Raw genomic sequence first — 21989 nt, forward strand, 5'->3', positions numbered from 1 at the left:
AGAAACAGTCCAATGGATTGATTCCCTGTTTCATCCACACAAGTGGACTGCTTGCAGATTCTCAGACCTGATCGTTTCGTTTGGCGCGAGCCACGCCGAAAAGACCAGAGATCACCAGCGCCACGCCGACGCCCATCACCCCATAACCCAAAGCATTCGACGCAAGGTCGGTCTGATTGGCAGAGGAAATGGCTGCGGCAGCTTCCGATGCGCCAGAGCCACCGGCCTTCGCATCCATCATCGCGACCATTCCCGGCTCGTTGCATTTCGGCAGCAACGACGATTTTGCATCGGCATTGTCACCATAAATATTCTGGATGATTTGTTCGCAGCGCTGTTGATCGGCACTGGAAACAGACGAGCCGCTTGCCTGATAATAAAATCCGCCTGCCACGAGAGCTGCACCGATGACGGCCATCAGGACAGAAGAACCTTTAGAACTTCTTCGAATCATACGATTTCCTTATTTAAATCTAGAATAGCCAATAGATCACACCGGCACCGGACCAACAATCGCAATCAATCTGCAGCGGTTTTATCCTGTTCATACAGGAGGAAGAGAATTTCAGTATGCTTTCACGTCGTTCTATTGTCCTCGGCGGAGTATCGGCAGTCTTTTCGACGTCCCTGCTCGTTGAAAAGACTTTCGCAACCGCCCCTGCGGCTGAGGTCGAACCATGGGCGCAAAAGCTGATTGCAGCGGCGGAAAGCCAGGTGGGAACGACCGTTCGCTATGACCCCGCCTATACGCAGTTGAAATATCCGGGCGGGGACGTTCCTCTCGATCGAGGCGTCTGTACGGATGTCATCATCCGCGCCTATCGACAGGCCTTGAACGCAGACCTGCAGGCCTTGGTCCATAACGATATGCGGAAAGCTTTCACGCAATATCCGAGAAACTGGGGCCTGAAGCGCCCCGACCCGAATATTGACCACCGTCGCGTGCCGAACCTTGCCGTGTTTTTCAACAGGAGCAATGCGGCTTTACCGGTTACAAAAGCCGCACAGGATTATCGTCCGGGCGACCTCGTTGCCCAGATGCTTCCCGGAAACCTGCCGCATATAGCCATCGTTACACAGCGCTATAATGCCGAGGGCACACGTCCTTTGGTTGTTCACAATATTGGTGCAGGAACCCGGATTGAAGACCGGCTGTTTGAGTTCCCCATTACCGGTCACTTTCGCTATCGCCCGAATGCATGAAGCAAAGCCCGATCAGCGGGACTGACCGGGCTTCATTCAGGTTGACGCTAGAGTATTACTGGCCGCGTCGTGCAACCGCAGGCGCACCGTCCGGTCCGAGCGATGCCACCCATTGGCTGATGGCGGCTATATCCTTTTCACCCAGCATATGATCCGCATCGATTGTGCGGGCATCCACGCGGGCGCCACCGGAGCGCAGAAGTGCGGAAAGCGCTGGGGCAAACGGTGAGTAAAGCTTGTCTTCCTCACCCGTAATGGTCAGAACGCGCGCCTTGCTCAGATTGGCGACGGGGGCATTGTCCAGAACCGGCATCGAACGCATCAGAACCGCGCGCTTCACCAGATCAGGATGGAGCATCATGGTCGCCGCCAGAAGATTGGCGCCGTTCGAATAGCCCACGAAAGTTGCATGGGTAAGGTCGAGGTCCTTGTCATCGGCCAGACGGGTCAGGAAGGTCACGAAGGCATTGGCTTCGAGCTTCACGTCCTTCTGGTCGAACTTGACCGGCGAGATGCGCTTGTACCAGCGCGTGCCGCCGTCCTGCATCACGCGACCGCGAATGCCGAGCAGCGTGGCGCGCGGCCATATCTTGGAAGCCAACGGCACAAGGCTGGTTTCATTGCCGCCCGAACCGTGCAGCAGGATTACCAGTTCATTCGAAGCATTTTCCGGCTTGTAGAAGCGGTGGATAAACTGCTTGCTGCGCGAAAAATTCTGCTCCGGGGTTGTTTCCGTATCCATCTTCTTCTCGCGCATTGTAACGCCTTCACCGAGCTTGGGAGCGCCCTGCTCTTCTTTCATCGATGCGGCAATAGCGTTCAGAGCCTTGCCCTGACCGTTCGTCGAAACGGGCTGTCCTTCGGCCAAAGCCGAGCCAGCCGTCACCGTGAGTGCAGCTGCCGCCAAAGCGGCAATAAACATCTTCTTTACCATGATCTCAACATAGCCAATGAGACGTTAACGAAGGTTTGAAGGCAGCTCTTCCCGGGTGCGTCCCCACCCCTGCCGGCGATATCAATTTTATCCGACACATCTGTCCGAAATTGCTCCAGGCTCTTTCGGGATGCGCTAATGTAATGCCGTTAACAGCAGAGTTTTAGCGAGAATATGGCAGAATGCACGAAAAGTTACATCGTGTTACAATTCTGTTACGCTCTCACGCGGCTTCAACAATGCGTGAACAACGGCTCGGTCCCAAATTATCCATGCTTTTGACGCCTTTACGTGGGATCGTATCAGCAACTTGAGGGTCAATTGTTTTGGAAGTGGGAATGACCATGAGCAGCTTCAAACCGGGACGTTTTTCATCCGCCCGTCTCACTTACGATGCGGTGACGCCCAAAAGCCTCTACCTGAACCGTCGCTCTTTCATGGTCGGCGCCGGTGCTCTGGCTGCTGCCGGTGTCGCATCGTCGGCTTTTGCCGAACCGCTCAAGGCAAAGGCTTCCGCCTATAAGGTCGATGAAAAGCTGACGCCTCAGGATGCTGTCACGACCTATAATAATTTCTACGAGTTCGGCACGGACAAGAGCGACCCTTCCGCCAATTCCGGCAACTACAAGCCGCTGCCGTGGAAGCTCACCGTCGATGGTCTCGTGAAACAGCCGAAGGAATTCGACATTCAGGACCTGATTGCCAGGATGCCGCTTGAAGAGCGCATCTATCGGATGCGCTGCGTCGAGGCATGGTCGATGGTCATTCCGTGGATCGGATTTCCGCTCGCAAGCCTTCTGTCGCAGGTGGAGCCGCTTGGTTCCGCCAAATACATCGCCTTTACCGGCGTCGTGCGACCGGAAGAAATGCCGGGCCAGACCGGACTCTTTCAGGTTCTCGACTGGCCCTATATCGAGGGCCTGCGTCTCGATGAGGCCAATCATCCGCTGACCATCCTTTCGGTCGGCCTTTACGGCGAGACATTGCCCAATGCGAACGGCGCGCCGATCCGGCTCGTGGTGCCCTGGAAATACGGCTTCAAGGGGATCAAGGCGATCACGAAGATCAGCTTTGTCGAAAAGCAGCCGCCAACCTCGTGGCAACAGCAGGCGGCCAACGAATACGGCTTCTACGCCAATGTAAATCCGGAGGTCGATCACCCGCGCTGGAGCCAGGCAACCGAACGGCGTATCGGCGAAGGCGGCTTTTTGGGTTCGGGCCGCCGCCCCACATTGCCGTTCAACGGTTATGGCGAGGAAGTTGCATCACTTTATGCGGGCATGGACCTGAAGGCGAATTACTGACATGGCAGCAACGACCCAGACAGGTAAAAAGAAGACAGTTCGTCCCGGCGAATGGAAAATCTGGCTGCTCTATGCGGTCGGTTTCGTCCCGGCTGTCTGGACGTTCTATCTGGGTGCAAGCGGTAATCTTGGCGCCGATCCGGTCAAGACTTTTGAACACACGCTTGGCCTTTGGGCTCTGCGCTTTTTGATTCTGACCCTGATGGTAACGCCGATCCGCGACCTGACCGGCATGGCTTTTCTGCGCTATCGCCGGGCGCTCGGCCTGCTCGCTTTCTATTATGCGCTGATGCACTTCGCCACCTATATGGTGCTGGATCAGGGCCTGAACATTTCCGCCATCGTCACCGATATCGTGCGGCGGCCTTTCATCACCATCGGCATGATCAGTCTGGTCCTGCTGGTGCCGCTGGCGCTGACCTCCAACAACTGGTCGATCCGCAAGCTCGGCCGCCGCTGGAACAGCCTGCACAGACTGGTCTATGTCGCCATCGCAGGCGGCGCCATCCATTTCATCATGTCGGTGAAGAGCTGGCCTGCCGAACCGGTCATCTATGCCGGGATTGTCAGCGCGCTGCTTCTATGGCGTCTGGTGCGTCCGCACGCCCGCAACCGCAAGCCCGTTTCCCGCCCACGCGGTGAAGCAATGGCGCTAAAGAAATAAGCCCTGGCACACCAACAACTTTCTACAGTTTTTAGTGTAGAAATTTAAATTCCCTATTCTAAGGGATACCCCATGACATGACGATGCAAATCATGTCAGTATCGCCGCGATTTCCGCACACAGAATAATTTCTGGCCGCGGCAACCGACGAATACGGAATGCATATGTCATCTCTCCTGAAATCGGCTCCCGTCCGCATCGCAGGCAAATTCGTCTTCATTTTATTCACCCTTATCTTTGCGATATGGGCCAGCTTCGCCATGTGGTTCCAGTTACCCTTCGGCGATGCCATGCGCGGATCGATCATCGCCGTCTGGCTTCTGATCGCGCTGGGGGTAATTGCAGGCGAAAGGCATTACAGCTGCTGGCGCAGGCGACTGGTCTTCTGCCTTCTGGCACTGGTGATGCTGGGCGCATGGTCCACGGTCCGCCCCTCCCTCAACCGTATCTGGGCACCCGACGTTGCCCGCACGGTAACGGGACAGATCAATGGCGACATCGTCACCCTTTCCAATGTCCGTGATTTCATCTGGCGGACAACGGAAGATTTTACGCCCAACTGGAAAGAGGAAACCTACGATCTCAGCAAGATCACGTCGGTAGACGTCTTTCTTTCCTACTGGTCGAGCCCGGCAATTGCCCATACTCTCCTGTCATTCGGTTTCGAGGATGGTCGTCATGTGGTCTTTTCCGGCGAAATTCGCCGCGAACACCATGAGGTCTATTCGCCAATCGCGGGTTTCTTCCGCAAATACGAGCTGGCGATGATTGCCGCCGAAGAACAGGACATCATTTATCTGCGCACCAATGTCCGTAAGGAAAACGTCTATCGCTATCGCGTGAAGCTGCCGCCGGTGGGGGCGCGCGAACTCTTCCTGTCCTATGTCGAGCTTGGCAATGAACTGGCTGAACAACCGAAATTCTATAATACGCTGACGGCGAACTGCACCACGATCATCTTCCACATGGCACGGGTGCTGGACCCGACCTTCCCGTTCGATTACCGCATTCTTCTGTCGGGCTACCTGCCCGGCTATCTGCACGATCATGGCTGGATCGAAAATGGCGGCACGCTGGAAGAAGTACGCAAACGCGCGTCTATTGACGCAAGGGCGCTTTCAGGCGGACGCGACGGCTTTTCGCAACGTATCCGCGAACAACAAATCCGCCGAAGCGACTGCTCCGGCGGATTTTCAGGTCAATCAAAAACAGCTCAAACAGCAGCGGTGATGATGACTTCAACCTTGTAGTCAGGCGTTGCCAGCGCTGCTTCGCCGGTGGCGCGGGCAGGCGTGTGAGCCGGATCGACCCATGCATCCCAGACAGCGTTCATTTCGCCAAAGTCCTTCATATCGGCAAGCCAGATGATGGCCTGAAGGATCTTGGTCTTGTCGGAACCCACTTCCTTGAGAAGGCGGTCCACCTCGGCCAGAACGGCCTTGGTCTGTTCGGTGACGCTAGCGCCCGGATTTCCCACCTGACCGGCAAGATAGACGGTGTTGCCGTGAATTACGGCCTGGCTCATGCGCGGGCCGACTCCGATGCGACGGATGCTCATGGTGAACTCCTCTCAATAATGCTCTTCTGCGGAAATGGTCCCGCATGTGAAAATGTTGCGCATCCTTATTAAAGCCCTAGTTTGCTTTGGCAATGCCGATGCCAGCCCGATTTGCTCAATTTCAGCAAAAAGAGCATTTCCAGCAAAAGTGCGAAGCGGTTTTGCGTGAGGATAATGCGAGGAAACAAATACTTGGAGCGGTCTCAACGACTCAACTTCAACTGGAACCGCTCCAAAGAGGAGAACAGCAATGTCGGAACCGCTCGCCGAGATATATCGCGACTATATTGCATGTCTGAACCGGCAGGACTGGGACGATCTCGGGCTTTATGTGCACGAGGCGGCAACGCATAACGACCGACCTTTGGGACTTCGCGGCTACCGCACAATGCTGGAACAGGATTTCGAAGCCATCCCGGACCTGCATTTCAACCTTGAGCTGCTTGTCAGCGAACCACCCTATATTGCCAGTCGGCTCCAGTTCGATTGCACGCCGAAGGCACTATTGTTCGGTCTTCCGGTCAATGGCAAACGGGTCCGGTTTGCAGAGAATGTTTTCTATGAATTCGAGAATACGCTGATAAGGAAAGTCTGGTCAGTCATCGACAAGGCAGCGATTGAAGCGCAACTGTGATATAGCGCCCGTCACCATTGACTCTTTGTCCCCCTCCCCCTATAAGCCGCGTCACGTTCGCCCGCGCGGTTTACGGATGGTTTTGTGCTGTCCGTCGCAAGGACAAGAACCAGCTCCTGTTCAATAGAACATGATCCCGAAAAGTGAATAACGGTTTCGGACAAGATCATGTTCAACGGAAAAACAGAATTAAGAAGGGCCGCACACCGCGGTATTAAATAAATGAAGCGCACTTACCAGCCATCCAAGATCGTCCGCAAGCGTCGCCACGGTTTCCGTGCACGCATGGCAACCACCGGCGGCCGCAAGGTTCTCGCCGCTCGCCGCTCGCGCGGCCGTAAGCGGCTTTCCGCTTAATTTGTTCCCGCGCAATTTGGGTCTAGGGCCAAGCGCGGTGAATAAAGACATGAACAAGCCGAAACAAATACTCCGCCTTCGCAAGAGAGCGGAGTTTTTGGCTTTGAGGAATGGTGAAAAGCGACGCGGTCCACTGTTTCTTCTCGAAGTCCGCGAGCGGACCGAAGAAGAATCGAAAACCGCCAAAATCGGCGAAAAACCCCGTGCAGGTTTCACCGTAACGAAGAAAAACGGCAACGCCGTGATAAGAAACCGCATCCGCCGCAGGCTGCGAGAAGCGGTTCGTTGTCACGCAGGGCGTGACATGGCGCCTTCGACCGACTATGTGATCGTAGCGCGCGAGCAAGCCCTCACTGCGCCCTTTTCGCGACTGACCGAAGAACTCTCCCGCCGCATCAAGGCGAAGGGTGAACGGCGGGGCGATGGGAAACGCCGAACGGAAAGACCGGAATCAGGACCCGTCAATGGAAAATAATCGTAATTTCTTCATCACCATTGCCCTGTCCATCCTCGTGCTAACGCTGTGGCAAGTATTTTATCTGGGTCCGAAAACGGAAGCCCAGCGGGAGCAGGCACGCATTGAGGAGCAGCAGCAGCAGAAACAACAGGCGACGCAACAGCAGGCTCAAAGTGGCGATACGCCGCAGATGCCCGCCACCTCCGGGAACATTCCCGGCCACGGCGATGTTGCAGCCGCAGGCGGCGCGCTGACCCGCGAAGCAGCCATTGCCCAGACGCAGCGCGTCGAAATCGACACGCCTTCGCTGCGCGGTTCGATCAACCTGACCGGCGCGCGCCTCGATGATCTCTTCCTCAAGAACTATCACGAGACCGTCGACGACAATTCTCCGAATATCGAACTGCTCGCGCCTTCCGCGCTGAAGCAGGGCTATTTCGTAGAACTCGGCTTTACAGGCAACGACACGACCGGCCCGGTTCCGGGACCGAACACGGTCTGGACCGTGGAGGGCAACAACAGGTTGACCCAGGCCACGCCGGTTACGCTGACCTATACCAACGAGAAGAACATCACGTTCAAGCGCGTCATCTCGGTTGACGACGCCTATATGTTCGCCGTTGAAGACACCATCACCAACAATGCCGGCGCGCCGATCTCGCTGGCCTCCTATGGCCGCGTGACCCGCTTCAACCAGCCGGAACATGCAAGCGCGACCTATGTGCTTCATGAAGGCCTGATCGGCGTCATGGGTCAGGACGGCCTGCAGGAAATCAAGTATTCCAAGGTCGAAGACGATAAGGACATCTCGTTCAAGGACGTGATGGGCGGCTGGCTCGGCATCACCGACAAATATTGGGCCGCAACGCTCGTACCGCCGCAGGACGAAAAGTTCACCGGTCGCTTCTCGCACTTCACCAATGATCGCCCGCGCTATCAGACCGACTTCCTCGGCGCGCCGATGACAATCGCGCCCGGTCAGGCGCAGACGCTGAAGAACCACGTCTTCGCCGGCGCGAAGGTGGTCACACAGATCCAGGCTTACGAACAGCAGCTTGGCATCAAGCAGTTCGAACTCCTGATCGACTGGGGCTGGTTCTACTTCATCACCAAGCCGATGTTCTATCTCATCGACTGGATCTACAAGTTCTCGGGCAATTTCGGCGTCGCCATTCTGGTCGTCACCGTTCTCCTCAAGGGCCTGTTCTTCCCGCTTGCCAACAAGTCGTACAAGTCGATGGCACGCATGAAGCTGGTGCAGCCGAAGCTGACTGAAATCCGCGAGAAATATGCGGATGACAAGATGAAGCAGCAGCAGGAAATGATGCAGCTCTACAAGCAGGAAAAGATCAATCCTCTTGCGGGTTGCTGGCCGGTGCTGGTGCAGATTCCGGTGTTCTTCGCGCTATACAAGGTGCTCTACGTCACCATCGAAATGCGCCATGCGCCGTTCTTCGGCTGGATTCAGGACCTTGCAGCGCCCGATCCGACCTCGCTCTTCAACCTGTTCGGCCTCCTGCCTTTCGGCGTGCCGCACTTCTTGATGATCGGCGTCTGGCCACTCCTGATGGGCATCACCATGTTCCTGCAGATGCGCATGAACCCGACGCCTCCGGATCCGACGCAGGCTGCCATCTTCACCTGGATGCCAGTGATCTTCACCTTCATGCTGGCTTCGTTCCCGGCTGGTCTCGTGATCTACTGGGCATGGAACAACCTGCTCTCCATCACCCAGCAGGGCATCATCATGAAGCGCCAGGGCGTGAAGATCGAGCTCTTCGACAATCTCAAGAGCCTCTTCAAGCGAAAGCCGAAAGAAGCAAAGAAATAGACTTGAAAGAACCCCGCTTCGGCGGGGTTTTTTGTGCCCTCATGTTGACAATGCGGCCCATAACATTGATGCGTGTACGCAAGAGAACACACCGACCGGGACAGAACCATTGAGCGAGCAGGATAAGAAGCAGGCGGCAATCAGGGCCGCTCAGGCAGCGGCGGATGCAGTCCGGGAAGCCCAGGCGGCACTCGCCGAGGAAGGGCGCCTGCTCTTCAAGAAATCATGGATATTCATCCGCGGCGTGCCGTCGATGAATTTCCTGCCGCCCGAAGGACCCGTGGAGATCGCCTTTGCAGGCCGCTCCAATGTCGGCAAGTCTTCGCTCATCAATGCGCTCGTCAACAAGAAGGGTCTTGCACGTACGTCCAACACACCGGGCCGCACGCAGGAACTGAACTATTTCGTGCCGGACGGCTATTCCGGCGAAAACGGCGACCTGCCGCCGCTGGCCCTCGTGGACATGCCCGGCTATGGTTTCGCCGAAGCGCCGAAAGCGCAGGTCGATGCCTGGACGCGCCTTGTGTTCGATTACTTACGCGGGCGCACCACGCTGAAACGCGTCTATGTGCTGATCGATTCCCGCCACGGCATCAAGAAGAACGACGCGGAAGTGCTCGACCTTCTCGACAAGGCGGCTGTGTCCTATCAGATCGTGCTGACCAAGATCGACAAGATCAAGCCCGCAGGCGTACCGCGCCTTATAGAAGAAACGCACAAGCTTACTTACAAGCGCGCCGCATGCTTCCCCGGTATCATCGCGACATCGTCGGAAAAAGGCGAAGGTTTCGACGAGCTGCGTGCAGCAATTGCATTGCTTATCAAGGAACACTGATAATCAGCTCGGGCAGCTTTCCGGTTGCCCGTCCAAACCTTCGTTCAATCGTTCGAAACGGGCACTCACATGCCCGTCACCGCGCCGGATATGCAGCACATAGATGCTGTCGAAATCATCGCCGCGCCATTTCGGCACCGCAGCTTTATCTCCGCCATTGTCCATGAGCAGATTTCTGGCCAGCTTGAAAAGCTGCTTGTGCTCCCAGCCGACCAGTATCGTCGCATTGCCGTATTGCGGCTGCTCAAGTGCCGCCTGCAGCTTGCCGATCTCGTCATAACCGAAGCGCGTATCGACCGGCATTCCAAAACGGATGGCAGTCGGCTCCACCGTCGCCAACGGGCGGTTATAGGCATAGGAAATGCCGCTATCCGTCTTCTCCTTCGCGGGATCAGGCGCGAAAATGGCATCGGGCTTGCCGAAATCCCGTGCGAGGACGGCGGGCAATTTCAAAGAGCGATTAAGCCCACGACAACTAAGCTGTCCCATGCCACCTTCGGGCTTTTCTCCATGGCGGATGAGGATGATCGTTTCGGTCGTTGGTGCCGGTGCAGCATAGGACGCAGTTGCGCCAAGTACGGTAGCAAGAACGGTGAGGAACATTTTGCGCATGATGCGATCTCTGAAAATCATTCCGGTTCAAAAACCCGCATAGGCCGCAGACCAGCTTTTTGTTGGGCATGTTTCGGGCTGCAAATTCAAATAATCGCGAACGGACAAGCGAAAAATAAGCATCTGCGGATTCCAATTGCGATAAATCCGGTCTAGAAGAACCTGCCTCTTTTTGCCCTGTCGCCTGCCATGGAGCCCGCGATGACGACACTTGAAAATCCCGAAATGCAAGCGCAACTCCTGTCCGCCGCCCTGCCCTATATGCAGCGCTACGAGAACAAGCATGTCGTCGTGAAATATGGCGGTCACGCCATGGGCAATCCGGAACTGGGCAAGGCCTTCGCGCGTGACATCGCGCTTTTGAAGCAATCGGGCATCAATCCGATTGTCGTTCATGGCGGCGGCCCGCAGATTCAGGCCATGCTGACGAAGCTCGGCATCGAATCCCGCTTCGAAGGCGGCTTGCGCGTCACCGACGAAAAGACCGTCGAAGTGGTGGAAATGGTTCTGGCCGGTTCCATCAACAAGGAAATCGTCGCCCTCATCAATGCCGAAGGGGAGTGGGCAATCGGGCTTTGCGGCAAGGATGGCAACATGGTCTTTGCGCAGAAGGCGCACAAGACCGTCATCGATCCCGATTCCAATATCGAGAAAGTGCTGGACCTCGGCTTCGTCGGTGAGCCGGCGGAAGTGGATCGCACCCTGCTCGATTTGCTGGCACGTTCCGAGATGATTCCGGTCATTGCGCCAGTGGCACCGGGCCGCGACGGCCACACATATAATATCAACGCAGACACATTTGCAGGCGCGATTGCCGGTGCGCTCGCCGCAACGCGCCTCCTGTTCCTGACCGACGTACCGGGCGTGCTGGACAAGGACAAGAATCTCATCAAGGAACTGTCCGTTGCCGATGCGCAGGCGCTCATCAAGGACGGCACGATTTCCGGTGGCATGATCCCCAAGGTGGAAACCTGCATCGAAGCAATCCGCCGCGGCGTCGAAGGCGTCGTCATCCTCAACGGCAAGACCCCGCATTCCGTACTGCTGGAGCTTTTCACCGAGCATGGTGCCGGCACGCTTATCGTGCCGTAATAAGAAGAAGCACGTTTATCGTGCCGTAAAGCGCATCCCGAAAAGTGTGAAACGGTTTTCGGGCAAGATGCGCTTGTCATGCTATAAGGGATAGACCATGACCGATATTCCGGACAGAGCTGCTTTCGCCCATGTCACCGACTGGGTGTTCGACCTCGACAACACGCTTTACCCGCACGCCGCCAATCTGTTCTCGCAGATCGACGTGAAGATGACGATCTATGTCGAGACTTTGCTGAAGCTGCCGCGCGACGAAGCGCGCAAGATTCAGAAGCAGTTCTATCTGGAATATGGCACCACGCTGAAAGGCCTGATGGAGTGCCATCAGATCGATCCGGACGACTTTCTGAGACAAGTCCATGATATCGACTATACGTGGCTGACGCCCGATCCGGCGCTCGGACAGGCAATCAAGGCGCTGCCGGGCCGTCGCTTCATCTTCACCAATGGTGATCGCAGTCATGCCGAACGTGCCGCCAGCCAGCTTGGAATCCTCGATGATTTCGACGATATTTTCGACATTGTAGCGGCAGGCCTGACACCGAAGCCGGAACGGGCCACCTATGACCGCTTCCTCGGCGCTTTTGGCATCGATGCGGGTAAGGCAGTCATGTTCGAGGATCTGGCGCGCAATCTGGTCGTTCCCAAAACACTCGGCATGAAAACCGTGTTGGTCGTGCCGAACAATTTTGAGCCTACATTTTCCGAAATATGGGAAAGCGATCCCGAATTCACCGATCAGGTGGACTATGTGACCGATAACCTGACCCAGTTTCTGGAAACCATAATTGCAGACCGATAGGCAATTCACCGGCCTTGAAAAACGCATCGACAAGGCCGCCCACCGCCTTCTCGACAATCTGCCCCGTCACCGGATCAGCGATGCGCTGATCGAGTTTCTGGTCTTCGGGCTGAAACAGGCATGGGCCTGCCTTTTCGGAGGCGCCATGCTGGCGCTCATCATGTTGACCCGCTGGTTCTGGCCGGATGGCGGTGCAGGATTCATCACGCGCTACGATTTTCTGTTCCTGTCCGCGCTTGCCATCCAGCTTGCCATGCTGCTTTTCAAGCTGGAGGCATGGGAGGAAGCCAAGGTCATCCTCATCTTCCATATTGTCGGCACAGCGATGGAAGTGTTCAAGACCCATGCCGGTTCATGGGTCTACCCGGAGGAGAATTTCTTTCGCATCGGTGGCGTTCCTCTGTTTTCCGGCTTCATGTATGCAGCCGTCGGCTCCTACATGGCGCGCATCAATCGCATCTTCGACATAAGGCTGAACCATTATCCGCCGCTCTGGATGACCGTCATTCTGGCCGCCGCAATCTATATCAACTTTTTCGCGCACCACTTCATCTGGGATATGCGCTGGCTGCTGTTCGCCGCGACCTTCGCCCTTTTCTGGCGCACCAGCATGCATTACCGCGTCTTCCGCTTCCGGCACAAAATGCCGCTGCTGGTCGCCTTCCTGCTGACCTCGCTCTTCATCTGGATTGCCGAGAACATCGGCACATGGTCCAGGGCCTGGCTTTATCCGAACCAGCGCAACGGCTGGGAGCTGGTATCAATGAGCAAGCTCGGCTCGTGGTATCTCCTGATGATTATCTCGGTCGTGCTGGTGACGCTCGTTCACCGCCCTCGGCCTTATCAAGCAGAAGAAAAGCCGCAAAAAGAAACGCCCGACCATTTGGCCGGGCGCATCGAACAGAAAATCCGGGGCGATCAGAGCTTATAAAAATCCTTGATCTGTTCCCAGGCTTCGTCGGCAGTTTCGACAAAGTTGAGGAGCTCGATGTCGGCGGGCGAAATCGTGCCCTGCTCGGCCAGAAACTCGATATTGATCGCCTTGGTCCAGAATTCCTTGCCGAACAGGATCAGCGGCACGCGCTCCATACGGTTGGTCTGGATCAGCGTCATCGCCTCGAAAAGCTCGTCCATCGTTCCAAAGCCGCCAGGGAACACGCAGATCGCCTTGGCGCGCATCAGGAAGTGCATCTTGCGGATCGCAAAATAATGGAAGTTGAAGCAAAGGTCCGGCGTGACATAGGCGTTGGGCGCCTGTTCATGCGGCAGCACAATGTTGAGCCCGATCGTCGGCGCACCGACATCGGCGGCTCCGCGATTGCCCGCTTCCATGACGCCGGGACCACCGCCCGTCACCACGATGAATTCGCGATAGTAGGTCGTCGCCGAATATTCCGAGCATAGCCGCGCGAATTTGCGCGCTTCCTCGTAATAATGCGCATTGGCTTCAAGGTTCTTCTTCTGAACCTCGTTCTTGGCTGCCCATGCCTCGCCGCCGGGCTCAGGAATGCGCGCACCGCCAAACATGACGACAGTGGACTTGATGCCCCGATCGGCCAGAATCATTTCAGGTTTCAGGAGCTCAAGCTGCAGCCGGATCGGCCGCAGGTCGCGCCGCGTCAGGAAATCATCGTCCGTGAAAGCAAGGCGATAGGCAGAGGCTTCGGTCTGTGGCGTCTGCGGTACGGTGCGCGCCTGCTTGACCGCTTCCTCTGAATTCGGAAATGGCGTCCAGCCGGACTTCTCCATCGGGTTCATGCTCTCACCTGCTCTTTCATTATCGCCATTCAACGCATAACAGCATCCATTCTGGCGCTAAATGCTTAATCTGTCTCAAACGTGGCACTGCAATCGGATCACGAACGACATTGACCCTCATGACGCCTTCGCTTAATCAATTTCCCAGCAACGGGCCGGACTTGTCCGCGCCTGCCATCTGTCGCCCCTTCATGGAGATCGCACCCTATGACCAAGCCAGACCTCGCCTCCCTTGAGAAGACAATCGACAAGGCTTTTGACGAGCGCGACGGTATCAACACGGCAACGCGCGGCGAAGTGCGCGAAGCCGTCGAACAATCGCTCATTCTTCTCGACCGCGGTGAAGCCCGTGTCGCAGAAAAACAGGCGGACGGCAACTGGCATGTCAACCAATGGCTGAAGAAAGCGGTCCTGCTCTCCTTCCGCCTCAATCCGATGGAAGTCATCAAGGGCGGTCCCGGCCAGTCATCCTGGTGGGACAAGGTGCCGTCGAAATTCGACGGCTGGACGGCCAATGAATTCGAAAAGGCTGGTTTCCGCGCCGTGCCAAACTGCGTCGTGCGCCACTCGGCCTATATCGCGCCCAACGCGATCCTGATGCCGTCCTTCGTCAATCTCGGCGCCTATGTCGATGAAGGCACCATGGTAGACACCTGGGCGACCGTCGGCTCCTGCGCGCAGATCGGCAAGAACGTTCATCTTTCGGGCGGCGTCGGCATTGGCGGCGTTCTGGAGCCGATGCAGGCCGGTCCAACTATCATCGAGGACAATTGTTTCATCGGCGCCCGCTCGGAAGTCGTTGAAGGCTGCATCGTGCGCGAAGGCTCGGTCCTCGGCATGGGCGTTTTCATCGGCAAGTCGACCAAGATCGTGGATCGCGCAACCGGCGAAGTCTTCTATGGCGAAGTGCCGCCCTATTCGGTTGTCGTTGCCGGCACCATGCCGGGCAAGAACGTTCCCGGCGAAAACTGGGGCCCAAGCCTCTATTGCGCCGTCATCGTCAAGCGCGTCGATGAAAAGACCCGCTCCAAGACGTCGATCAACGAACTGCTGCGCGACTGAATACAAAGCAAGCGCGCATAAAACAAAAGGCGACGCTGTTGGCGTCGCCTTTTTTATAACTGGTCGCCCCTTCGGATGGCACAATGCCTCTGATCCGGGCAGTCCGGGGAGACATTGATGCCATCCTCCGGGGAGATTCCTTAGCAGTCCTTCGGTTGCCCCGCGCGTCTCATGCGTGAGGGGAGTAACGCACGTGGCGATGCGGGGCGACCGACGGCTCAGCCATTAGAACCAATTAGTTCTGGTAGCTGGACGGGGAAGCGTCGCCGAAGCGATGAGCCGAACCGTCCTGATAGACGGGGGCCGACTGATGAATGGCAGCCGGAGCCGTATAATCGATGTTGCTGCGGGTCGAAGCGACCGGGGTTTCGCCAGGAAGAACGAAAGCCTTGTCCTGAGCAGCCATTGCAGGCGGCTGACCAACAAACGGGTTTTCAGCATAGGCAGCACCGGCGCTAAGAGCGACAGCAAGAGCGGCGAGAGCGAACTTCTTCATTTCTTTATTCCTTTTCTCCATAGCGTCCCCGGCATCAGCTTTTCGTGGCTGGGACTCAAGATCGTGTCCTGAGCGCAAAGGGGACATTCGGTTAACTGAGCCTTCGTGGCCCGCCCTAAGGTGTCAGGCACATCTGGGAGGAAATGCCCCGACACCATCGGGAATACATGCAATGCGGGTATTTCATTCATGCCCGGTCCAGACGAACCGGAGAGGCCAAAAGTCCGAACGGACTTTTAGTTCTGGTAAGAGGAAGGCGATGCATCACCGAAGCGGTGAGCCGAACCATCCTGATAAACCGTTGCCTTGTTGATCGAAGCAGGAGCCGTGTAGTCGAGCTTCTGGCTCTGGGTCGCAACCGGGGTACGGTCATTTGCATAAAGATCGGCAGGTTCGCCGACATGCGGGTTTTCTGCAAAAGCGGCACCGGCGGTAAGAGCAAGAGCAGCGGCAGCAAGAACAATCTTCTTCATTTTCCTATCTCCTTGGAAAGTGGAGCGGCGTTTGTTCGTCGTTCCGATGCAGCTGAAATGGGTGACAATGGGTAAAAGTTCCAGTCACGAAATTGTTTTGTTGATCACACATTCGTGCAGGATTTTTTTGGAAGAACGATAATGATAATTTATAAAAATTAACAATAACGATGAGTTAATTGATATACCAGCAATCACACGACTGTTACAGCACTACATTTGTTCAAAAAGCGCGAACAGTCTGTCCAAATATATTGTCCAATCACAGTGAACAATGAGGCCATTTTCCGCAAAATCGACGTTGAAGAAACGAAGCGGGCTTCGTCGAAATGACACCCTGATTTGTCTCTGACATCGTTTAGCCAGTCAATTCAGCCCTTACTAAACAAAAAAGCCGCATCGAAATGCGGCTTGGTAAGGCTTGATGGATCGAATGAACCGGCATTCAACTGAACGCCACCACCCGATCAGTTGTTTGCAACAGCGACCGAACGCCCGGCGATGGAAACCCATTGCCCGGAATTTCCAGGCGACTGCATCTTGATATAGCGATAGGAGGTCTTCTCGACCGGCAACACTTCATCGCGCAGATTGTCGAGAATAAAGTCACCGTGATCGGTACGCACGGTCAATATGATATGCGGCTCGCTGCCCTGTACCAGAGTGATGAGAAGTTGCGACGGGCTGATGCCCCGCGCCATCAGTTGGGCGCGTTTCATCAGCACATAGTCTTCGCAATCGCCCTTGCCGTTGACTGGAATAGTCCAGTAATCGCGCTTGCCATAATTATCCTGATCGGAAACCGGCTTGACGCGATGATTGACGGAACTGCTGACCGATTGCAGCAACTTCATGCGCTGCGGGGTCATGTTCATCGGCGGCAACACGCGATGCGCGCCGCAATCGCGCTTGTTGCGATCACAGTAATCCTTGTGTCCGTAAGGAATGCTTGTAAGCCCGCCAGCTTCACTCCATTGCGCGGCCTTGGCCGGTATCGTTGTCGCCCCGAAGAGCACCATCATGCCTGCTATCGCAGAAGTGATAAAACGCATGCGCAATTTCCCATTTAAAAAGAGTCCCCGTCGACCGGCCCTTTGCGGGTCTCGTTATCAACTTATTTTTAACTAACGATGACAAGGGGGGCTCGGTCAAGGAAATTTCGTTCCCAAATTGAAACCGACTGAGAAAAACAAGTGAAAGGCGAAACGGTACCCCCTCGCGCGCAACCGCCGGATTGCCGTTTCTATCCGCTTGTTTCACGCGCATCTTGTTCCGAAAACCGCTTCGCACTTTTTGAGATGCGCGATAATCTCGCCGTCAGACGATTCCCTTTTCAAAAAGTCCTGATCTCATGAGCTTAGCCGTCAATCCCGCCGATAACCTTGCTGCCCTCATTCGCTGCGCATCCGTAACACCTGCTGAAGGTGGCGCGCTGACGGCGCTGGAAGCGATGTTGAAGCCGATGGGTTTTTCGGTGGAGCGGCCCATCTTCCGCGATGAAGGCACGCCGGATATTGAAAATCTCTATGCGCGCAAGTCGGGCAATGGCCCGCATCTGATGTTCGCGGGACATACCGATGTCGTACCACCCGGCAATGAAGATGACTGGAAACATCCGCCCTTCTCCGCCGCCATCGAGGACGGCGTGATGTACGGTCGCGGTGCGGTGGACATGAAGGGCGGCGTTGCCTGTTTCGTGGCCGCAGTTGCCCGTCATATCGAAAAGCACGGTAGCATCAAGGGCAGCGTTTCCCTCCTCATCACCGGCGACGAGGAAGGCCCGGCCATCAATGGCACGGTCAAGCTTCTCGACTGGGCGAAACAGCGTGGCGAAAGCTGGGATGCGTCCATCGTCGGAGAGCCGAGCAACCCGAACGCACTCGGTGATGCGATCAAAATCGGACGCCGCGGCTCGCTGTCCGGCACGATCACCGTTCATGGCGTGCAGGGACACGCCGCCTATCCGCATCTTGCCGAAAACCCGGTGCGTGGCATCACCACCCTCGTCGACAGCCTGCTCTACCCGGCTTTCGACGAGGGCACGGACAATTTCCAGGCCAGCAATCTGGAAGTGACGAGCATCGACGTCGGCAACAAAGCCACCAATGTCATTGCAAACAAGGCGACGGCCTCGTTCAACATCCGCTTCAACGACACCTGGACGGCAGAGACCTTGCAGGCTGAAATCATCGCGCGTCTCGAAAAGGCCGCCCGAGACAATCGCCTGCGTCCCGGTCGCGAAACGCCGATCAACTATGAACTCACCTGGCGCGAGCATCCGAGCCATGTGTTCCTGACCCGCGACGAGAAACTGATCGGCACGCTGACGGATTCGGTCGAGGCGGTAACCGGCAGGCGTCCGGAACTATCGACATCGGGCGGCACATCCGATGCCCGTTTCATCAAGGATTACTGTCCAGTGGTCGAATTCGGCCTTGTCGGGCAGACCATGCATATGGTTGACGAACGCGTGGCTCTTGCCGACCTCGAAGGCCTGACACAGATTTATGAACGCTTCATCGCCGATTTCTTTGGGTAGAGCATAATCCGGAAAGTTGCATAACTTTTCGCCCGGATTACGCGAAAAATTGGGAATCTCATGCCAAGCCTGGACGATATTTTCAGATATTTCTGGGGCGTCTGGAAAATGATGCTCGGGCGCAAGGAAGGACTGGGCTATCTCGACATTTCCGCCGAGGGGTTCTGGACGTCCTTCTTTGCGATAGCGATTGCGCTGCCCCCCATGTTCGCGAACTGGGTGTCCTATGCGGCGGACCTCACGGCTGGCCGTGACGAAGCAGGCTTGCGCTTCGCCATCGTCACGCGTGCCGCAGTCGTGGAAATAGCAGCCTGGATCATTCCGCTTGTCATCATTGGCCTTCTCGCCAAGCGGATCGGCATCGCCAAGCGTTATGCGGCTTTCGTGATTGCGACCAACTGGGGCAGCGCCCTGATTTCATGGATCTTCGCACCGATCACGTTGCTGCAATTGTTCTTTCCCGGACAACTCGATGTCGCAACATTGTTCGCCATCATCATGTTCGGCATATCCATCGTGCTGGGCTACCGGCTGACATTCGTTGCGCTGCAACGTCCGCATGCCTATACGGCACCATTCTTTGCCTGCACCGTTTTCGGTTCGCTCTTCCTGACTGTCCTGCTGCAGAATTTGCTCGGGATCGGCTTCGATCCGCACGCCTATTAAAACGAAAAGTGTTATATCGGCATGGGATGACCGAGGGTGCCAGCGATCTCGGTCATGACCGCACGGAGAGCCGGAACCGTCTTCATGTCGGAATGAACGACCATCCACACCTCACGCAGAAGGGGAGCATGGTCTGGTAGTGCTGGCATCAGATGCTCCTGCGTCTCAGCCATGAAATCAGGCAACATGGCAATGCCTGCATTCTCGCTTACAAGAGCGAGCTGCATCTCCAATGTATTGGCCCGCAAGGCAATCGGTCGGGCACCAGCCAAGGCAAGTAAGTAAGCCTGCTGCGGAGCGTCCTCCAGACTTTCATCATAGGCGATGAACTGCCATTTATCAGGCGCAGTTTGCGCCAGATACTGTCGGCTCGCATAGGGGCGAAAAGCTTCCTCGCCAAGCCTGCGAATGGTGAGGTCACCGGTTGTCGGACGTGTCAGGCGAATAGCTATATCCGCTTCCCGACGATTCAGCGAACTGAAGCGGGCCTCCCCCATCACACACATATGGATACCCGGATATTGCGCCGATACCGCAGCAAGCGGCCTGGCTAGTCTCGCAACCGCGTAGGAGGGCGGCGCTGTGAGTGTAACAGTGGCGCTTATGCCAGTATCCCGGACTGCGCCGAAACGGCTGATAGCTTGCGCTTCGTCTTGCATCTTTCGGGCAATTGCAGCGATCCGCTCGCCGTCTTCCGTCAGCAGAAAACGCCGCCCCCGGCGATCAACCAGTTTCAAACTGGTTTCGGTTTCCAAGGCAGCCACACGTCGCGCAATCGTCGCATGTTCTACATTCAGCAATCGCGCCGCACCTGACAGAGTACCGGTATCGGCCAAAGCCACAAAGTAACGTACGCTTTCCCAATTCACCATTGTGAAATTTTTCCCATATGCTGCGATCAAAACAGCAATTTTTTCCCGTTTCTCTATCCCCGATACTGCCCCGGATTGCAACGGAGGCTGACTGATGGACTACGAGATCATTCTGAACGCGACCGGTGAAGCAGGGCTGCTTCAGACAGTCCAACACACACCCCGAAGCCCCGGTGCAGGCGAGATACGCATTCGCCACGAGGCAATCGGCGTCAACTTTGTCGACATATACCATCGGACCGGCCTCTATCCGCTGCCGTCCTTTCCGGCTGTGCTCGGTGTCGAAGGTGCAGGCGTTGTGGAAGCAGTCGGATCAAATGTAACCGACCTCAAACCGGGTGACAGAGTGGCTTATGCAGGCTTGCCAGTGGGGGCATATGCCTCAACCCGGCTTCTACCGCCCCAAAGAGCACTGCTACTGCCCGGCACAATTTCGTCGCAGTCGGCGGCAGCGACCATGCTGCGCGGTCTTACGACCCACATGCTCCTGACCAATACATTTCCCGTTGGCCCGGATACAATCATGCTGGTGCATGCAGCCGCAGGCGGACTGGGCACTTTGCTGACCCGCTGGGGCAAGGCTCTTGGAGCAACAGTGATCGGAACCGTCAGCTCGGAAGACAAGGCCGAAATGGCGCGCAAAAATGGTGCCGATCATGTGCTCGTTGGACGCGATTGCGATTTCGTCACAGCCACCCGGCGTCTCACGGACGAACAGGGCGTTCACGTCGCCTATGACGGGATCGGCGGTGAAACCCTGGCCAAAACGGCACAATGCGTGCGCCCGTTTGGAACTCTGGCGAGCATTGGTCAGGCCGGTGGAAAAATCTCCCAGACCGTCATTGATGCACTCGGCAATCAAGCAGATCTTTCTTTCGTCCGGCCAAGCGTGATCGCTTACATCAACGATCTGGATAACTACCGAAACTCCGCTTCCAAGCTTTTCGACATCATGGAAAAGGGACTGACTGGAACGATTGGGGCAACCTATCCGCTGAGCGAGGCAGTACAGGCCCATCGTGCGCTGGAAACGGGAAAATCATCCGGAAGTTTGCTCTTGATTCCCTAGAGCGCGCTTCGGGTATCAGTACGGAAAGGCGTAGTCCACACCAATCAGATAAAGCCCATAGGGCGGGGCAACCTGCCCGCAGGCCTTGCGATCTCTGGCTTCCAAAGCCGCTTGCAGATCATCCGCCGTCCAGCGGCCAACACCCACTTCCATCAGGCTGCCTGCGAAGGACCTGACCTGATTGTGCAGGAAGGACCGCGCCGAAACGCGCATTTCCACGTAATCGCCGTTGCGGATGACATCGAGCCGGTCGAGCGTCTTGATTGGGCTCTTGGCCTGGCATTGCGTGGCGCGGAACGTGGTGAAGTCGTGCTCTCCCAGAAGCCGCTTTGCTGCTTCGTGCATCGCTTCAGCATCAAGTCGCTTCTGCACCCACCATGCGCGCTGATAATCAATCGCCAGAGGCGCACGACGATTATGGATGCGGTAGAGATAATGCCGTGCACGTGCGGAAAAACGCGCGTCGAACGTGTCCGTCGTCTTCTCGACATTCAGGATACTGATGCGCTCATCCGCCATGACCAGATGCGCATTGACCGCATCGCGCACCTTGCCTGCATCCCAATCCTTGGTGAGATCGACATGGACAACTTGTGCTGTTGCATGAACGCCCGCATCGGTGCGGCCCGCAGCGCTTAACGTCAGGTCTTCGCCGCAGAATTTCTTGAATGCCAGTTCAATGGCATTCTGCACCGCATGGCCGTTTTCCTGCCGCTGCCAGCCGACATAGGGCGTGCCGTCATATTCGACAGTGAGCTTGTAGCGCGGCAC

Annotated in this window: 25 protein-coding genes and 1 pseudogene; 16 read left to right on the forward strand and 10 right to left on the reverse strand. The window is 56.3% G+C overall.

All coding sequences use genetic code 11. The features are described from left to right. Positions 1-61: 61 nt before the first annotated feature. A complete protein-coding gene (locus tag MKS82_RS09545) occupies positions 62-454 on the reverse strand; it encodes a hypothetical protein (protein ID WP_109988699.1) in 393 nt (130 codons plus the stop codon). Between the two features lie 116 nt (positions 455-570). On the opposite strand from MKS82_RS09545, the gene MKS82_RS09550 reads away from it, so the two are divergent. Further along, positions 571-1203, forward strand: coding sequence for a DUF1287 domain-containing protein (locus MKS82_RS09550; RefSeq protein WP_114216190.1), 633 nt, complete (start codon positions 571-573; stop codon positions 1201-1203). Between the two features lie 55 nt (positions 1204-1258). Here MKS82_RS09550 and MKS82_RS09555 read toward each other — a convergent pair whose 3' ends face one another. Further along, a complete protein-coding gene (locus MKS82_RS09555) occupies positions 1259-2137 on the reverse strand; it encodes an alpha/beta hydrolase (protein WP_109988698.1) in 879 nt (292 codons plus the stop codon). A gap of 344 nt (positions 2138-2481) precedes the next feature. On the opposite strand from MKS82_RS09555, the gene msrP reads away from it, so the two are divergent. From msrP to MKS82_RS09570, 3 genes and pseudogenes are all read left to right on the forward strand, one after another. Further along, positions 2482-3441 carry a protein-methionine-sulfoxide reductase catalytic subunit MsrP gene (gene msrP / locus MKS82_RS09560; protein ID WP_109988718.1) on the forward strand — a complete coding sequence of 320 codons (960 nt, stop codon included), beginning with the start codon at positions 2482-2484 and terminating at the stop codon, positions 3439-3441. Position 3442: 1 nt separating this feature from the next. After that, positions 3443-4105, forward strand: coding sequence for a protein-methionine-sulfoxide reductase heme-binding subunit MsrQ (msrQ, locus tag MKS82_RS09565; RefSeq protein WP_109988697.1), 663 nt, complete (start codon positions 3443-3445; stop codon positions 4103-4105). 164 nt (positions 4106-4269) lie between these two features. Next, positions 4270-5262: pseudogene (locus tag MKS82_RS09570) on the forward strand (Lnb N-terminal periplasmic domain-containing protein); the annotation flags it as partial. A gap of 56 nt (positions 5263-5318) precedes the next feature. Here the strand turns inward: MKS82_RS09570 and MKS82_RS09575 are convergent. Further along, positions 5319-5663, reverse strand: coding sequence for a RidA family protein (locus MKS82_RS09575; protein WP_071632572.1), 345 nt, complete (start codon positions 5661-5663; stop codon positions 5319-5321). A 250-nt stretch (positions 5664-5913) separates the two neighbouring features. On the opposite strand from MKS82_RS09575, the gene MKS82_RS09580 reads away from it, so the two are divergent. From MKS82_RS09580 to yihA, 5 genes are all read left to right on the forward strand, one after another. Beyond that, positions 5914-6297 (forward strand): ester cyclase, encoded by a 384-nt coding sequence (locus MKS82_RS09580; RefSeq protein ID WP_109988696.1) that lies wholly within the window; start codon positions 5914-5916, stop codon positions 6295-6297. Positions 6298-6519: 222 nt separating this feature from the next. Beyond that, positions 6520-6654: a 50S ribosomal protein L34 gene (gene rpmH / locus MKS82_RS09585; protein WP_006467565.1), complete on the forward strand. Its 135-nt coding sequence runs from the start codon at positions 6520-6522 to the stop codon at positions 6652-6654. A gap of 49 nt (positions 6655-6703) precedes the next feature. Continuing rightward, positions 6704-7129, forward strand: a complete 426-nt coding sequence (rnpA, locus tag MKS82_RS09590) for a ribonuclease P protein component (RefSeq protein ID WP_061345608.1) — start codon at positions 6704-6706, stop codon at positions 7127-7129. Further along, positions 7119-8942, forward strand: a complete 1824-nt coding sequence (gene yidC, locus MKS82_RS09595; RefSeq protein WP_109988695.1) for a membrane protein insertase YidC — start codon at positions 7119-7121, stop codon at positions 8940-8942. Before rnpA ends, yidC begins: the two co-directional genes overlap by 11 nt. Positions 8943-9006: 64 nt before the next feature. Beyond that, on the forward strand, positions 9007-9777 hold the full coding sequence (yihA, locus tag MKS82_RS09600) for a ribosome biogenesis GTP-binding protein YihA/YsxC (RefSeq protein ID WP_445558081.1): 771 nt from the start codon (positions 9007-9009) through the stop codon (positions 9775-9777). A gap of 3 nt (positions 9778-9780) precedes the next feature. On the opposite strand, the gene MKS82_RS09605 is transcribed toward yihA, so the two are convergent. Beyond that, positions 9781-10389: a hypothetical protein gene (locus MKS82_RS09605; protein ID WP_240578669.1), complete on the reverse strand. Its 609-nt coding sequence runs from the start codon at positions 10387-10389 to the stop codon at positions 9781-9783. A 201-nt stretch (positions 10390-10590) separates the two neighbouring features. Between MKS82_RS09605 and argB the strand changes: the two genes are divergently transcribed. The 3 genes from argB (at position 10591) to MKS82_RS09620 (ending at position 13214) form a co-directional block, all read left to right on the forward strand. After that, entirely contained in the window at positions 10591-11481 is an 891-nt protein-coding gene (argB, locus tag MKS82_RS09610) for an acetylglutamate kinase (protein ID WP_010659426.1), read from the forward strand. A 97-nt stretch (positions 11482-11578) separates the two neighbouring features. Beyond that, entirely contained in the window at positions 11579-12283 is a 705-nt protein-coding gene (locus MKS82_RS09615) for a pyrimidine 5'-nucleotidase (protein ID WP_109988692.1), read from the forward strand. After that, the gene (locus MKS82_RS09620; RefSeq protein WP_109988691.1) at positions 12270-13214 is read left to right on the forward strand and encodes a DUF817 domain-containing protein; all 945 of its coding nucleotides are present in this window, start codon (positions 12270-12272) and stop codon (positions 13212-13214) included. The genes MKS82_RS09615 and MKS82_RS09620 overlap by 14 nt, the downstream gene beginning before the upstream one ends. Here MKS82_RS09620 and MKS82_RS09625 read toward each other — a convergent pair. Continuing rightward, positions 13202-14041, reverse strand: coding sequence for an LOG family protein (locus MKS82_RS09625; RefSeq protein WP_109988690.1), 840 nt, complete (start codon positions 14039-14041; stop codon positions 13202-13204). The genes MKS82_RS09620 and MKS82_RS09625 overlap by 13 nt on opposite strands. Positions 14042-14248: 207 nt before the next feature. Here MKS82_RS09625 and dapD point away from each other — a divergent pair, with 207 nt between their 5' ends. Beyond that, positions 14249-15103, forward strand: a complete 855-nt coding sequence (dapD, locus tag MKS82_RS09630) for a 2,3,4,5-tetrahydropyridine-2,6-dicarboxylate N-succinyltransferase (protein WP_109988689.1) — start codon at positions 14249-14251, stop codon at positions 15101-15103. A gap of 235 nt (positions 15104-15338) precedes the next feature. On the opposite strand, the gene MKS82_RS09635 is transcribed toward dapD, so the two are convergent. The 3 genes from MKS82_RS09635 to MKS82_RS09645 all read right to left on the reverse strand — a co-directional run bounded on the left by MKS82_RS09635 (position 15339) and on the right by MKS82_RS09645 (position 17091). Further along, complete coding sequence (locus MKS82_RS09635; RefSeq protein ID WP_109988688.1) at positions 15339-15599, reverse strand: hypothetical protein; 261 nt, start codon at positions 15597-15599, stop codon at positions 15339-15341. Positions 15600-15835: 236 nt separating this feature from the next. After that, positions 15836-16072: a hypothetical protein gene (locus MKS82_RS09640; protein ID WP_010659420.1), complete on the reverse strand. Its 237-nt coding sequence runs from the start codon at positions 16070-16072 to the stop codon at positions 15836-15838. A 467-nt stretch (positions 16073-16539) separates the two neighbouring features. Continuing rightward, the gene (locus MKS82_RS09645) at positions 16540-17091 is read right to left on the reverse strand and encodes a transglutaminase-like cysteine peptidase (RefSeq protein WP_109988717.1); all 552 of its coding nucleotides are present in this window, start codon (positions 17089-17091) and stop codon (positions 16540-16542) included. A gap of 332 nt (positions 17092-17423) precedes the next feature. Between MKS82_RS09645 and dapE the strand changes: the two genes are divergently transcribed. Beyond that, positions 17424-18611 (forward strand): succinyl-diaminopimelate desuccinylase, encoded by a 1188-nt coding sequence (dapE, locus tag MKS82_RS09650; RefSeq protein ID WP_109988687.1) that lies wholly within the window; start codon positions 17424-17426, stop codon positions 18609-18611. Positions 18612-18671: 60 nt separating this feature from the next. After that, a complete protein-coding gene (locus MKS82_RS09655) occupies positions 18672-19277 on the forward strand; it encodes a hypothetical protein (protein WP_109988686.1) in 606 nt (201 codons plus the stop codon). Between the two features lie 11 nt (positions 19278-19288). On the opposite strand, the gene MKS82_RS09660 is transcribed toward MKS82_RS09655, so the two are convergent. Beyond that, positions 19289-20149 carry a LysR family transcriptional regulator gene (locus MKS82_RS09660; protein ID WP_109988685.1) on the reverse strand — a complete coding sequence of 287 codons (861 nt, stop codon included), beginning with the start codon at positions 20147-20149 and terminating at the stop codon, positions 19289-19291. A gap of 94 nt (positions 20150-20243) precedes the next feature. Here MKS82_RS09660 and MKS82_RS09665 point away from each other — a divergent pair, with 94 nt between their 5' ends. Further along, positions 20244-21218: a quinone oxidoreductase family protein gene (locus MKS82_RS09665; protein ID WP_109988684.1), complete on the forward strand. Its 975-nt coding sequence runs from the start codon at positions 20244-20246 to the stop codon at positions 21216-21218. Between the two features lie 15 nt (positions 21219-21233). Here MKS82_RS09665 and truA read toward each other — a convergent pair whose 3' ends face one another. Continuing rightward, entirely contained in the window at positions 21234-21989 is a 756-nt protein-coding gene (gene truA, locus MKS82_RS09670) for a tRNA pseudouridine(38-40) synthase TruA (protein WP_109988683.1), read from the reverse strand.

The organism is Ochrobactrum sp. A-1, from assembly GCF_022488005.1.
Lineage (GTDB): Bacteria > Pseudomonadota > Alphaproteobacteria > Rhizobiales > Rhizobiaceae > Brucella.

Bases quoted from the DNA above. Each gene is read 5' to 3' on its own strand.
- MKS82_RS09545 (WP_109988699.1), bottom strand. From the start codon at position 454: ATGATTCGAAGAAGTTCTAAAGGTTCTTCTGTCCTGATGGCCGTCATC.
- MKS82_RS09550 (WP_114216190.1), top strand. From the start codon at position 571: ATGCTTTCACGTCGTTCTATTGTCCTCGGCGGAGTATCGGCAGTCTTT.
- MKS82_RS09555 (WP_109988698.1), bottom strand. From the start codon at position 2,137: ATGGTAAAGAAGATGTTTATTGCCGCTTTGGCGGCAGCTGCACTCACG.
- msrP (WP_109988718.1), top strand. From the start codon at position 2,482: ATGAGCAGCTTCAAACCGGGACGTTTTTCATCCGCCCGTCTCACTTAC.
- msrQ (WP_109988697.1), top strand. From the start codon at position 3,443: ATGGCAGCAACGACCCAGACAGGTAAAAAGAAGACAGTTCGTCCCGGC.
- MKS82_RS09575 (WP_071632572.1), bottom strand. From the start codon at position 5,663: ATGAGCATCCGTCGCATCGGAGTCGGCCCGCGCATGAGCCAGGCCGTA.
- MKS82_RS09580 (WP_109988696.1), top strand. From the start codon at position 5,914: ATGTCGGAACCGCTCGCCGAGATATATCGCGACTATATTGCATGTCTG.
- rpmH (WP_006467565.1), top strand. From the start codon at position 6,520: ATGAAGCGCACTTACCAGCCATCCAAGATCGTCCGCAAGCGTCGCCAC.
- rnpA (WP_061345608.1), top strand. From the start codon at position 6,704: ATGAACAAGCCGAAACAAATACTCCGCCTTCGCAAGAGAGCGGAGTTT.
- yidC (WP_109988695.1), top strand. From the start codon at position 7,119: ATGGAAAATAATCGTAATTTCTTCATCACCATTGCCCTGTCCATCCTC.
- MKS82_RS09605 (WP_240578669.1), bottom strand. From the start codon at position 10,389: ATGCGCAAAATGTTCCTCACCGTTCTTGCTACCGTACTTGGCGCAACT.
- argB (WP_010659426.1), top strand. From the start codon at position 10,591: ATGACGACACTTGAAAATCCCGAAATGCAAGCGCAACTCCTGTCCGCC.
- MKS82_RS09615 (WP_109988692.1), top strand. From the start codon at position 11,579: ATGACCGATATTCCGGACAGAGCTGCTTTCGCCCATGTCACCGACTGG.
- MKS82_RS09625 (WP_109988690.1), bottom strand. From the start codon at position 14,041: ATGAACCCGATGGAGAAGTCCGGCTGGACGCCATTTCCGAATTCAGAG.
- dapD (WP_109988689.1), top strand. From the start codon at position 14,249: ATGACCAAGCCAGACCTCGCCTCCCTTGAGAAGACAATCGACAAGGCT.
- MKS82_RS09635 (WP_109988688.1), bottom strand. From the start codon at position 15,599: ATGAAGAAGTTCGCTCTCGCCGCTCTTGCTGTCGCTCTTAGCGCCGGT.
- MKS82_RS09640 (WP_010659420.1), bottom strand. From the start codon at position 16,072: ATGAAGAAGATTGTTCTTGCTGCCGCTGCTCTTGCTCTTACCGCCGGT.
- MKS82_RS09645 (WP_109988717.1), bottom strand. From the start codon at position 17,091: ATGGTGCTCTTCGGGGCGACAACGATACCGGCCAAGGCCGCGCAATGG.
- dapE (WP_109988687.1), top strand. From the start codon at position 17,424: ATGAGCTTAGCCGTCAATCCCGCCGATAACCTTGCTGCCCTCATTCGC.
- MKS82_RS09655 (WP_109988686.1), top strand. From the start codon at position 18,672: ATGCCAAGCCTGGACGATATTTTCAGATATTTCTGGGGCGTCTGGAAA.
- MKS82_RS09660 (WP_109988685.1), bottom strand. From the start codon at position 20,149: ATGGTGAATTGGGAAAGCGTACGTTACTTTGTGGCTTTGGCCGATACC.
- MKS82_RS09665 (WP_109988684.1), top strand. From the start codon at position 20,244: ATGGACTACGAGATCATTCTGAACGCGACCGGTGAAGCAGGGCTGCTT.